This is a genomic window from Escherichia sp. TW14182 (genome assembly GCF_000208525.1).
Classification (GTDB): domain Bacteria; phylum Pseudomonadota; class Gammaproteobacteria; order Enterobacterales; family Enterobacteriaceae; genus Escherichia; species Escherichia ruysiae.
Map to the genome: position 1 here is coordinate 1 of NZ_AEJZ01000316.1, position 11,802 is coordinate 11,802.

General features: G+C 52.8%; 8 protein-coding genes and 1 pseudogene. 3 read left to right on the plus strand and 6 right to left on the minus strand.

Annotated elements, in window-relative coordinates; translation table 11 throughout:
• The 6 genes and pseudogenes from EQY_RS0120640 to bcsR all read right to left on the minus strand — a co-directional run.
• A pseudogene (locus EQY_RS0120640) lies at positions 1 to 972 on the minus strand (tetratricopeptide repeat protein); the annotation flags it as partial.
• On the minus strand, positions 954 to 2,060 hold the full coding sequence (gene bcsZ / locus EQY_RS0120645; protein ID WP_024165122.1) for a cellulose synthase complex periplasmic endoglucanase BcsZ: 1,107 nt from the start codon (positions 2,058 to 2,060) through the stop codon (positions 954 to 956). The pseudogene EQY_RS0120640 and the gene bcsZ, both read right to left, overlap by 19 nt.
• 6 nt (positions 2,061 to 2,066) lie before the next feature.
• Positions 2,067 to 4,406 (minus strand): cellulose biosynthesis cyclic di-GMP-binding regulatory protein BcsB, encoded by a 2,340-nt coding sequence (bcsB, locus tag EQY_RS0120650; RefSeq protein ID WP_024212684.1) that lies wholly within the window; start codon positions 4,404 to 4,406, stop codon positions 2,067 to 2,069.
• Positions 4,407 to 4,416: 10 nt separating this feature from the next.
• Positions 4,417 to 7,035: a UDP-forming cellulose synthase catalytic subunit gene (gene bcsA, locus EQY_RS0120655; RefSeq protein WP_000025928.1), complete on the minus strand. Its 2,619-nt coding sequence runs from the start codon at positions 7,033 to 7,035 to the stop codon at positions 4,417 to 4,419.
• Positions 7,032 to 7,784 (minus strand): cellulose biosynthesis protein BcsQ, encoded by a 753-nt coding sequence (gene bcsQ, locus EQY_RS0120660; RefSeq protein WP_000279496.1) that lies wholly within the window; start codon positions 7,782 to 7,784, stop codon positions 7,032 to 7,034. Before bcsQ ends, bcsA begins: the two co-directional genes overlap by 4 nt.
• Positions 7,785 to 7,795: 11 nt before the next feature.
• The gene (bcsR, locus tag EQY_RS0120665) at positions 7,796 to 7,984 is read right to left on the minus strand and encodes a cellulose biosynthesis protein BcsR (RefSeq protein WP_001063311.1); all 189 of its coding nucleotides are present in this window, start codon (positions 7,982 to 7,984) and stop codon (positions 7,796 to 7,798) included.
• 258 nt (positions 7,985 to 8,242) lie between these two features.
• Here bcsR and bcsE point away from each other — a divergent pair, with 258 nt between their 5' ends.
• The 3 genes from bcsE to bcsG are packed head-to-tail and all read left to right on the plus strand — an operon-like array spanning position 8,243 to position 11,678.
• Positions 8,243 to 9,814, plus strand: coding sequence for a cellulose biosynthesis c-di-GMP-binding protein BcsE (gene bcsE / locus EQY_RS0120670; protein ID WP_001205754.1), 1,572 nt, complete (start codon positions 8,243 to 8,245; stop codon positions 9,812 to 9,814).
• Positions 9,811 to 10,002 carry a cellulose biosynthesis protein BcsF gene (bcsF, locus tag EQY_RS0120675; protein ID WP_000988318.1) on the plus strand — a complete coding sequence of 64 codons (192 nt, stop codon included), beginning with the start codon at positions 9,811 to 9,813 and terminating at the stop codon, positions 10,000 to 10,002. Before bcsE ends, bcsF begins: the two co-directional genes overlap by 4 nt.
• Positions 9,999 to 11,678, plus strand: coding sequence for a cellulose biosynthesis protein BcsG (gene bcsG, locus EQY_RS0120680; RefSeq protein ID WP_000191562.1), 1,680 nt, complete (start codon positions 9,999 to 10,001; stop codon positions 11,676 to 11,678). Before bcsF ends, bcsG begins: the two co-directional genes overlap by 4 nt.
• Positions 11,679 to 11,802 lie beyond the last annotated feature (124 nt).

Below are 11,802 nucleotides of genomic sequence, written 5' to 3' on the forward strand. Positions count from 1 at the left end.
CGCCACCGCATTAGCGCGATCGCCATTCTGAGAATATGCCTGGCCCAGCGCCCCCAGAGCCTCACTGTCTTTCGGGTTCGCCCGCACCGCCTGTTGTAGTTCGGGAATGGCTTTACCCGCCATGCCAGAGTCCACCGCCGCTAAACCTTGCGCACGGGCGCGGAAATTAGGATCGGCCAGTTGCTTTTGTTGTTCTGCCAGTTGCGATTGCGCAGCCGCCACACTATCGCCATCGCTAAAAATAGAGAGATATTTTTTCAGTGCCGACACGCTGGCGTCGCTCACGGGCATGTCTTTAATCTGCCCGTACCAGATTTTAGAAGCCCCCTCGCGCCCGGCGTTAGATTTCGCCATCTGTTCCAGTACGGCAAAACCTTCGTCACGGCGATCGCTGCTAAACAGCAATAGCGCCAGATTATTTTGCAACCCCGTATTGCCCGGCGTATCCGCATTGATGCGTTTTAGCTGATTAATCGCTTCGCTACGGCGAGCCGGAATTTTCGCTACCGTACTCCAGTACTCGACGGCAATGTCACCTGCTGGCGGCGCTCCGTTGAACAGTTTGTTGTAACCCGCCACGGCTTCTTCCGCATGACCGGTAGTCGCCTGCAATCGTGCCTGTTGCAGTGCCTGGCGACCATCCGGCGTGGAAAGCAGCATTGTGGTACGCGATGATTTATACGCATTTGAACTCGGCGCTAATTGCGACAATCGGTCGAGCTGTTTTTGTGCACCATCAACATCGCCCTGGCGTAACAGAGAGCGAAAACGGGCGGCAACGACATCCGGGTTATTCGGATCAATAAGTTCCAGACGATACAGCGATTGCTGCACCAGGTCTTCGCGATGGGTCGCTTCGCCCACACGAACCTGTTCCAGCAACTGTTGCTGGGCGGTTGGTGCCGCCTCGACCATCGGCATCACGGCCAGACCGAGGGAAAGCGTAAGGATATTTAGTGTGAATTTGCGCATTCCTGGCCCCAGTCAGGTAATAACTCACCTTTTGTCGAGAAGCGGAAACGGTGTTGATCCCAGCCTTGTCCAAACAGGGTCAACACATAGTTGTAATAGGCATCACTACCAGGAAAGTTATCGGCAATACGCTGACGCTGTACGGCCTGGGCATCACGATCCTGAAGAAATGGCAACATAGCCGCAGAAAAACCGACTGGCCCTTTACCCTGCGCTTTACCCGTAGCGACATCGACTTTCTCCGGCGGATAGCCGTTTTTCTCGGTGAATGTCGCCATCGGTTTAAAACGGTTGAGCATCCGCGCTTTTTGCGGATCGCTGTCGGGCATCATGCCAACCCACATATAGACGCGAATAGCGTCGTAACTGCTGATCAGCGTTTTCTCCGGCTTTAACTGCCAACCTTTGTCTTTCTCATAGCGTACCCAGTCTGGCGAAAAGCCCTTCGGGGCGGTTTCCAGCAATAAACGTTGATTCGTTTCGCGCAACGTGGTCCACGGTGCGCCAAAGCGGGTGAAATACTGCGCCAGCGTCGGAGGCAGATAACTCGGGTTAAAACGCCAGGTGTTATTCTCGGCAAAACCCACTTTGCCCGGTAACAGCATGGAACCCAGCCCCGGCACAGTCACCACTTCCTCTTGCGCAATGCGTTTTAACAACGCGCTGCCGATGTCAGTATAACGTTGCTCTTTCCACAATCGACCGGCCTCCAGCAGTGACCAGGCCATCCAGATATCGCCGTCAGAAGCTGAGTTGCTGTCCAGCACTTCCCACTTCGCATTCTCTTTCTTGCCCCATAGCCAGGCGGGCAAATGTTCTTTTAATGAGCCCTGGGCAAGATTATTCTGCGTCCAGTCGAGAAGGTTATCGAAAGCCGCACGGTCGTTAGCCGCCAGGGCAAAGAACATGCCGTAGCTTTGCCCTTCGGAGGTGGTAATTTTGCGCGCGTCGCTGGGATCGATGACGCGCCCTTCCTGACTGATGTAATCCTTTTTGAACTGCTCCCAGGCAGGCCAACTGCAGGCTGCCTGAACACTAAAGGTAGCCAGCAGCAGCATCGTCACAATTCCACTACGCAAAACATTCATCATCAATTACTCATTATCCGGGTTAAGACGACGACGGCTGATGATACGCAACAGACGCCACAGTACCCAGGCCAGCAATACCACGCTGATTGCCGCCAGCACCGCCAACAGAATCGGGTGATTAGCCAGTGCATACCACAAACGTTCGAACCACGGCAGATGACCAACGTAATAGATGTCGCCGACCCGCAAACTGTTAACACCAGATTCACGGATCACCGCTACCGAGCCGAACATGGTGGCGCGTTTGCCGCTATCGTTCACCGCATCGTTAAGCATTTCGTAACCGCGCGGACTGTCGGCCAGGAGAGCAATCACGCTGCGCTGGTCGTTATACGGTGACTGGAAGCCAATCACCGCTGCCATCGCGCCAGAAGAGGTCAGCGTTGACTGAGTTTCTGCCGCACGGTCGTTTTCGTCCGGCACAATACCCGGGAATAGCGTCTGGCGCATTGGCGTTTTCACCCAGCTTTCGGTGGCCTGTACCAGCATGTCAATCTGCTTGTCGTCTTTTAATTTGTCCGGGATTCCGCCGACGATCATGATGTCGGCATCTTTCCCCTGAATGGTGCTGCCATCATCGGTCACGGTCAGGTTAATCGCCGGGAAGCCCGTCTGCGCGCCGATAAAGCCAACGGTATTCAGTAAGGTTTCCATCTGTGCTTCGTTGGGCGCTTTCGGCATTACGGTGATGGTTTGTGACAGATCCGCCATCCGGCTGAACGGGAAGCCCGCATTGGCAAACGCGCGCAGATCCGGCATCGGAATGAAGTGGTAATACTTCGAGAAGTCGATAGTGGAGTCGTCGCCAATCACCACATGGTTCTGCACCGGCTGGAAGGTAATACAGTTATCAACCGATCCGCCCGGCATCGGGTTCATGTACTCAAAGTCGAAGCGCAGCTGGTTGGTCGCCCCCAACTTCAACGCCGGAATAGAGACATCCGTTTTGCCGTCCAGCAAACCTTGTAACACAGGAATACGCAGCAGCAGGCGGTTCGCCTCCTGTTTGCTACTCAGGTTAAATGATTGCAGGAACTGGTTGTTCAGGCTGATATCCATCCGCGAGCTGTCTTTCACCGGCGGCATGGTGTAGCGGTAATTAATATCCATATCAATACCGGTACTACGCATCAGGTAGAGATCTGGCGGCAGATTTAGCGAAACGTTAATCGCTGCCGGTTCCAGACCGCTGGACTGTAACTGCTCTTCATAAGTTTTCAGTTCACCAAAGGTGACAGGACGATCGGTACGCACCCAGTTCGGCGCGTCGTATGGCTTACGCGGCAGCAGCGGTTTGACTTCATTCACCACGACGCTGTCGCCACGGAACAAAATATTGCCCTGGGCGATACCTTTCGCTGCCTGCAACAGGTCTTTGTCGTCACGACCAAACACCACCAGCAGTTTGATGTAAGGATTTTCCGGGTGGTTGATCATCTCAATCACCGGGGCTTTTACCGCCGGATGATCGCGCAGGAAGTCCGGGCGTTTGTCGTTAGTCGCAAAAACAATCGCATTGCGATCGGGAAGCTGGTTATAGAGTACCGGGAAGTTCTGCCCACGCCAGCCAGAGCGCGAGCCAAACCACGAGGCAACAATGGCGGAAGCCTGTTGCAGCGCAACATCCGGCGCGCCCGCAAAGACCATCGGCAAGATGTTGGCACGGTTATCGCGTGGGTCAAAGAATGGAATCGGGAAGTGCGACAGGTCATTCTTCACATTCAGTGATTGATACGTCAGATCCAGTCCGCTACTGCGTCCGACATCCAGCCAGAGCGTTGTGCTGGCAGGGTTTTCGCACACATCCTGATAATGACCGACAAACTCCAGCCGCACGCGGTTGAAGTCGTTAATAAACAGTGGGTTAATCGGCATTTGCGCCAGCGTCTTTTTACCCAACTGCTCTTTAGTCACTGGCAGCACGCCCATCAGTTCATCATTGAGATAAACTTTTAACTGCGACTGAACTGGCAGCAATGACGGCGATGGCGTGTATTCGAGATTGAGCATCGCCTTCGTCACCACTTCGTCGCTGCGCATACCAAACTCAATGCTACCGTTCGGGTTGATACCTCGCAGCACCATGCTGCCCGGCGGCGGCGCGATTTGCGCAAAGGTCAGCTTCACATCGCGCGAAGAGCCGTTCTGCGCAACGACTGGCGCATCCGCTCCCTGCACGCCCGGCATCACCTGCCCCACCTGCGGATTTTGTTCCGTCTGGGCAGGAACAACTGGCTCAGCATTGATCAGTGGTTGCGTTGCTGGCGTCGCCTGCGTCATAAAAGAGGGGAATGCGCTCATCCCCATTGCCACTGCACAAATCCAGAATAGTTTTCTTTTCATCGCGTTATCATCATTGTTGAGCCAAAGCCTGATCCGATGGTTGTACCGTTTCGCTCCGCTCCGGGCGGCGCGGAATGAACGAAACAACCCAGGAAACCAGAGAAGTCAGCGCACGGAAAATACCCTTCACTGAAGAAGGTGCAAATTCCGCCAGATGGCGGTAGCCACGGAAGCCGAGCTTCAGAATATCCAGCAGACTTTCCAGCGGCTTATCTTCCGGGTAGCTGTCCTGCCAGAGCGCCCATGTATCCGCACGGGCAAACGTACACTGCACAAAATCGATATGTTGCTGGGTGGTGAGCGGCATCAATTGCAGCCCGACTTCGTTACCCATCACGCGTGCCACCTGGGTCGGGAAGACGTATTCCTGTTGACCGCGTTTGAGTAGCAGATTCACTTTCTGCCCTTCCAGGATCTGCGCCTGACCGTGGATTTTGATCCCCAGCCCACCGTCGGAGAAGTCCTGAACGGTGCAGGAGAAAAGGTGACCATCTTCACGGGCAATTGCCGCTGGCATCGTCATCTCAACACGATGCGAACGACGAACCTGTTTACTTTCAACCGATACCGCTACCGCGCCGCCGAGAATAATCAGGTTGTAGAACACCCACACCATACTGACGACGACGGTGAGCATTTCGGTTGGCGGACCGTAAAAGTAACGCCAGATGCCAACAGCGACACCAACCAGGTTGAGCAGTACGAGGAAGATGTACGGTCGCGAGATCACCCAATCGACATACTCTTCCTCCACCAGGCCACCTTTGGCGGTGACGTTAAATTTGCCTTTGTGCGGGTTAATCAGCGCCACCAGCGTCGGTGGTGCGATATACCATGCCAGCACTGTTTCGTAGATTTCACTCCAGAACGAGTGGCGATATTTGCCCTGAATCTTCGAGTTAGTCAGGCTGGCGTGGATCATATGCGGCAGCACAAACAGGGCGATCATCAACGCAGGTGCGTAGATGATATAGGCATGAAGCAGCAGGAACGCCAGCGGCGCAGTCAGGAAGATCAGCCGTGGAATGCCCGACAAGAAATGGAACATGGCGTTGACGTAGCACAGCCGTTGCGCGAACTTCAGCCCTTTACCGGTGAGCGGGTTATCAAGGCGGAAGATTTGCACCATCCCGCGCGCCCAGCGAATACGCTGACCGATATGCGCCGACAGACTTTCGGTAGCCAACCCCGCCGCCTGCGGAATGCGCATATACGCGGAGGTGTAGCCACGACGGTGCAAACGCAAAGAAGTGTGCGCATCTTCGGTTACCGTTTCGACGGCAATACCGCCAATCTCATCCAGCGGCTTACGGCGGATCACCGCACAAGAACCGCAGAAGAAGGTGGCATCCCACATATCGTTACCATCCTGCACCAGACCGTAGAACAGCGTGCCTTCATTCGGCGTTTTACGAAAACGTCCCAGGTTGCGTTCAAACGGGTCTGGCGAGAAGAAGTGGTGCGGCGTCTGCATCATCGCCAGTTGTTTTTCTTTCAGGAACCAGCCCATGGTCATTTGCAGGAACGAGCGCGTTGGCACGTGGTCGCAGTCGAAAATCGACACAAACTCGCCTTTGGCATATTTCAGCGCATTGTTGATATTGCCCGCTTTCGCATGTTCATGAGTAGTACGGGCGATATATTTCACCCCAACGTTTTGCGCAAACTGGCGAAACTCCTCCCTGCCACCGTCATCGAGGATCCAGATGTTCAGCTTGTCTTTCGGCCAGTCGATACCCAGCGAGGCGTAAATCGTATTTTTCACCACGCTGAGATCTTCGTTGTAGGTCGGGACAAAGATATCCACCGACGGCCACAGCGACATATCCTTCGGCAGCGGTACGGGCTGACGATTCAGCGGCCATACGACCTGGAAGTAGCCGAGCACCAGCACAATCCATGCGTAGGTTTCGGCGAACAACAGAATTAAGCCGCACACCAGACTGACCGGATCATCCCAGTTCAGCGTGGAGGTGTAGCGCCACCAGATATAACGGCAAGAGACGGTCAGCGACAGCACAATCAGCATCAGTGCAGAGAAGCGTCCCGGCATTCGCCGTACCATTAATGCCACACCCCACAGCAACATCAGGAAGATAAACTGCGACAGCGGGTTAAACGGCTGGGTGACGCAAATCAGCGCCAGAATCAGCGAGAATGTCACAATGATGCCAAGAATAAAACGCCGTGCTCCGGCGCTCAGATGTCCCAGCTCTTTTTTCTCATCAAGATGTTGCGTGTTATGGCTGAAGCGAGCCGGCAATTCATCCATCCATTGATGATAACGCCCACGAATATTCTGCAAGCGTGAAAACGACCGCCAGCGCGGTTTCGGCGTTTCTCTGCGCGAAGCACTGACCAGCAACCAGCAGGTCTGAATGACATAGCGCACAGGATCCAACGGACGCGGGCGCGAGGCGTTGATATGAGGGAACAGGATTTTATGTTGCGCACGAATACGCTGCCAGCGTGGGTGCTCCAGCGGAATAAAAATCCAGGCAAGGATCAGCCAGAAACAGCCGAGCGTCGCGCTGAAAGGCGACGCGCCATGACGACGATATTCCCGATAACGCCCGATAAGACGTGCGTTAACCGGCGGGATAAGCAACCACCGGGTCAGGATACTCATGATGCGCTCCCGACTGGCGTTTTCAGCCCGGAATAGTTCAACAGACACCAGTTCGCCAGCGTCAGAATTTCTTCTGCCGCCAACGCATCGCTACGGTATTCGCCCAACGGTTGTTTTGCCGCCAGACATTCAGCCATCGCTTCATCACGATGAATCAACATTGGCAACAAACGCCGCTGGCTTTGCAACCATAGCTGGTAAATATCGTCCTGAACCTGGCTGCCTACACGAAAATCATTAATCAAAATATGCGCGCCAGCGGGCAGTGCCTGCTGATGCAGCCGAATATGACAGTTGGCATCCACGTTGACGATCGCCAGGGTGTGATCGCACAGACTCATGATTTGATGCGTTATCTGCGAGGCGTCGCGTGGTAAATCGATCAAAATCCATTGATAACGTCCGCTGGTCTTTAGTTGCTGAATACCGGTGCAAATCTCGCCCAGCCGTGTTTGCCAGTGCTGGGGATTCTCGTGTTCTTCGAGAGTCAGTTGACCAAAGGGCAGCAGATCGAGCTGTGAGGTATAGCGTAGCCCGGCATCACGCCAGTCCTGGCCATCCAGCATGGCTCTTGCCCAGCCCTGGCGGTGAGAAAAATCAACGTTGAATGACAGGCGCAGCAAATTGTCCGGGCAGGCATCCACCAGCAGGACATTTTCTCCCAACATTTGCAATGACCAGCCTAACGCGGCGGTAATCGTTGTCGTCCCCACGCCACCCCGCATCCCCTGCAATCCCAGAACGGCCATTCACCACACCCCTACTTTTTTTGCGCAAACTCAGCCAATAACGGCCAACGTTTTAATGCCGCAGCCAACTGTTCTCGTTGGGAAATATCGGCATAATCAATATCAGGCAGTGAAAAAGCCTGTTTTAACGCCAAAATATCATTCTGGAAGATATAGCCTATCGCGGGATCAGGCAGAATATCGGGTTCGTTGTTATTCATTATGGTTGATCCCTATGAAATAAACATATTACACAGTAAGACAATTTCGCCGCTTTATTGCTAACGGCAGCACAGAAACCCGCTCATTTTTTGACTTTCCGTTACGCAACAGAAAAACTAAAAAACGAAAAGGCTGATATCACAAGGTTTCTGGCCTGTTAAATTGATTCACATGCTAAATCTGATAAGTTTTAATTTCAATGGTAGGTTTATTTCTTAGCTTTCGCTAGTAAACTGATAATCAGACAAAATGGCGACTTGAGGGACACTGTGGACCCCGTATTCTCTATCGGTATCTCATCCTTGTGGGATGAGCTGCGACATATGCCAGCAGGCGGCGTCTGGTGGTTTAACGTCGATCGTCAAGAAGATGCTATTAGCCTGGTGAATCAAACGATGGCTTCTCAAGCTGAAACCGCGCAAGTCGCGGTCATTAGCATGGATAGCGATCCCGAGAAAATTTTCAAATTAGATGATTCTCAAGGACCAGAAAAAATAAAATTATTTTCAATGCTAAATCATGAAAAAGGTCTATACTATTTGCCCCGTGATTTACAATGTTCAGTTGTTCCCAATAATTACCTGTTCATTCTTGTTTGCGCAAATAACGCATGGCAAAACATTTCTGCCGAGCGCCTTCGCCTATGGCTGGAAAAAATGAATAAATGGTGCAGGCTAAACCATTGTTCACTGCTGGTAATTAATCCCGGAAATAATAACGATAAACAATTTTCATTGTTACTGGAGGAGTATCGTTCGCTTTTTGGACTTGCCAGTTTGCGTTTTCAGGGCGATCAGCATCTGCTGGATATCGCTTTTTGGTGTAACGAAAAAGGCGTCAGCGCCCGTCAGCAACTGACCGTCCAGCATCAAAATGGCGTCTGGGCGTTAGTTCAGCGCGAAGAGGCGGAGATCCAACCACGCAGCGATGAAAAACGTATTCTCAGTAATATTGCCGTACTGGAAGGCGCGCCACCGCTATCGGAACACTGGAAGCTATTCGACAATAACGAAACGCTGTTCAATGAAGCACGTACCTCTCAGGCCGCGACGGTCGTGTTCTCTTTGCAGCAAAATGGGCAAATTGAACCGCTGGCCCGCAGTATTCATACATTGCGTCGCCAGCGTGGTAGCGCGTTGAAAATCCTCGTGCGGGAAAATATTGCCAGCCTGCGCGCCACCGACGAACGTTTACTGTTGGCCTGCGGCGCAAATATGGTTATTCCATGGAACGCCCCGCTCTCTCGCTGTCTGACAATGATTGAAAGCGTGCAGGGACAGAAGTTCAGCCGCTATGTACCGGAAGATATCACCACGCTGTTGTCGATGACTCAGCCGATTAAACTGCGGGGGTTCCAGAATTGGGATGTATTCTGTGACGCGGTCAATAATATGATGAATAACACCCTGTTACCCGCTCACGGCAAAGGCGTTCTGGTGGCTCTGCGCCCGGTGCCTGGCATTCGCGTTGAACAAGCTCTGACGCTGTGTCGCCCTAATCGTACCGGCGATATTATGACGATTGGCGGCAATCGACTGGTGCTGTTCCTCTCTTTCTGCCGGATTAACGATCTGGATACCGCATTGAATCATATCTTCCCACTACCTACTGGCGACATTTTCTCTAACCGCATGGTCTGGTTTGAAGATGACCAAATCAGCGCCGAGCTGGTGCAAATGCGTTTACTCGCCCCGGAACAATGGGGGATGCCGCTGCCTTTAACGCAGGGTTCCACGCCAGTCATCAATGCCGAACACGATGGTCGCAACTGGCGACGCATACCTGAACCACTGCGATTATTGGATGATGCTGTGGAGCGTTCATCATGATGACCATCAGCGATATCGTTGAAATTATTATCGTTTGCGCACTGATATTTTTCCCGCTGGGCTATCTGGCGCGGCATTCTCTACGGCGTATTCGTGACACTTTGCGTTTGTTATTTGCTAAACCTCGTTATGTAAAACCGGCCGGTACATTACGCCGTGCGGAAAAAGCCAGGGCAACCAAAAAATGACTCAATTTACCCAAAACACCGCTATGCCTTCTTCCCTCTGGCAATACTGGCGCGGCCTTTCTGGCTGGAACTTCTATTTTCTGGTCAAGTTTGGCCTGTTATGGGCGGGATATCTTAACTTCCATCCGCTGCTTAACCTGGTGTTTGCCGCGTTTCTGCTAATGCCTATTCCGCGCTATAGCCTGCACCGTCTACGCCACTGGATAGCCCTGCCAATCGGTTTTGCATTGTTCTGGCATGACACCTGGCTGCCAGGCCCGGAAAGCATCATGAGTCAGGGTTCGCAAGTGGCTGGTTTCAGTAGCGATTATTTAATCGACCTCGTTACTCGCTTTATTAACTGGCAGATGATCGGAGCCATTTTTGTATTGTTAGTGGCGTGGTTGTTCCTGTCACAATGGATTCGTATCACCATATTTGTCGTCGCTATTCTGGTATGGCTGAACGTACTTACGCTGGCTGGACCAAGTTTCTCCCTGTGGCCTGCCGGTCAACCGACCACGACGGTGACAACGACGGGCGGTAATGCAGCGGCAACGGTCGCAGCCGCAGGCGGTACGCCGGTGGTGGGTGATATGCCTGCGCAAACCGCGCCGCCGACAACCGCGAATCTTAATGCATGGCTGAATAATTTCTATAACGCCGAAGCGAAACGTAAATCGACCTTCCCATCCGCGCTTCCGGCAGATGCACAGCCATTTGAATTGCTGGTCATCAACATCTGTTCACTCTCCTGGTCGGACATTGAAGCTGCCGGGTTAATGTCGCATCCGTTATGGTCGCATTTCGATATTGAGTTCAAGAATTTCAACTCTGCGACCTCATACAGCGGCCCGGCGGCGATTCGTCTGCTGCGCGCCAGCTGTGGACAAACTTCGCACACCAATCTGTACCAACCAGCCAATAATGACTGCTATCTGTTCGATAACTTGTCAAAACTGGGCTTTACCCAGCATCTGATGATGGGGCATAACGGTCAATTCGGCGGCTTCCTGAAAGAAGTGCGCGAAAATGGCGGTATGCAGACAGAATTGATGGATCAAACGAATCTGCCGGTTATTTTGCTGGGCTTTGATGGTTCGCCGGTTTATGACGATACCGCCGTACTTAACCGCTGGCTGGACGTTACTGAAAAAGATAAAAACAGCCGTAGTGCCACGTTCTACAACACGCTTCCACTGCACGATGGCAACCATTATCCGGGCGTCAGCAAAACAGCGGATTACAAAGCGCGGGCGCAGAAGTTCTTTGATGAACTGGACGCATTCTTTACTGAACTGGAGAAATCGGGTCGTAAAGTGATGGTGGTAGTGGTGCCAGAACACGGCGGCGCGCTGAAGGGCGACAGAATGCAGGTATCTGGCTTACGTGATATCCCTAGCCCGTCTATCACTGACGTCCCCGTTGGCGTGAAATTCTTCGGTATGAAGGCACCACACCAGGGGGCACCGATTGTCATCGACCAACCAAGCAGTTTCCTGGCAATTTCTGATCTGGTGGTTCGCGTTCTCGACGGTAAAATTTTCACCGAAGACAATGTTGACTGGAAAAAACTCACCAGCGGATTGCCACAAACAGCACCGGTATCCGAGAACTCAAACGCGGTGGTGATTCAATATCAGGATAAACCGTACGTTCGCCTGAACGGTGGCGATTGGGTGCCATACCCGCAATAAACACGAAAAAGGCCGCAGAGTTTCACCCCTGCGGCCTGGTTCGGGCGCAAATTGCCATTACGGCAGCCGACACCCGCACGGCACGTTACTTCCTCTTATTCAGCCAGCCCACGATCAGACTGGC

Coding starts and splice junctions, on each gene's coding strand:
- bcsZ (WP_024165122.1), bottom strand. CDS start 2,060: ATGAATGTTTTGCGTAGTGGAATTGTGACGATGCTGCTGCTGGCTACC.
- bcsB (WP_024212684.1), bottom strand. CDS start 4,406: ATGAAAAGAAAACTATTCTGGATTTGTGCAGTGGCAATGGGGATGAGC.
- bcsA (WP_000025928.1), bottom strand. CDS start 7,035: ATGAGTATCCTGACCCGGTGGTTGCTTATCCCGCCGGTTAACGCACGT.
- bcsQ (WP_000279496.1), bottom strand. CDS start 7,784: ATGGCCGTTCTGGGATTGCAGGGGATGCGGGGTGGCGTGGGGACGACA.
- bcsR (WP_001063311.1), bottom strand. CDS start 7,984: ATGAATAACAACGAACCCGATATTCTGCCTGATCCCGCGATAGGCTAT.
- bcsF (WP_000988318.1), top strand. CDS start 9,811: ATGATGACCATCAGCGATATCGTTGAAATTATTATCGTTTGCGCACTG.
- bcsG (WP_000191562.1), top strand. CDS start 9,999: ATGACTCAATTTACCCAAAACACCGCTATGCCTTCTTCCCTCTGGCAA.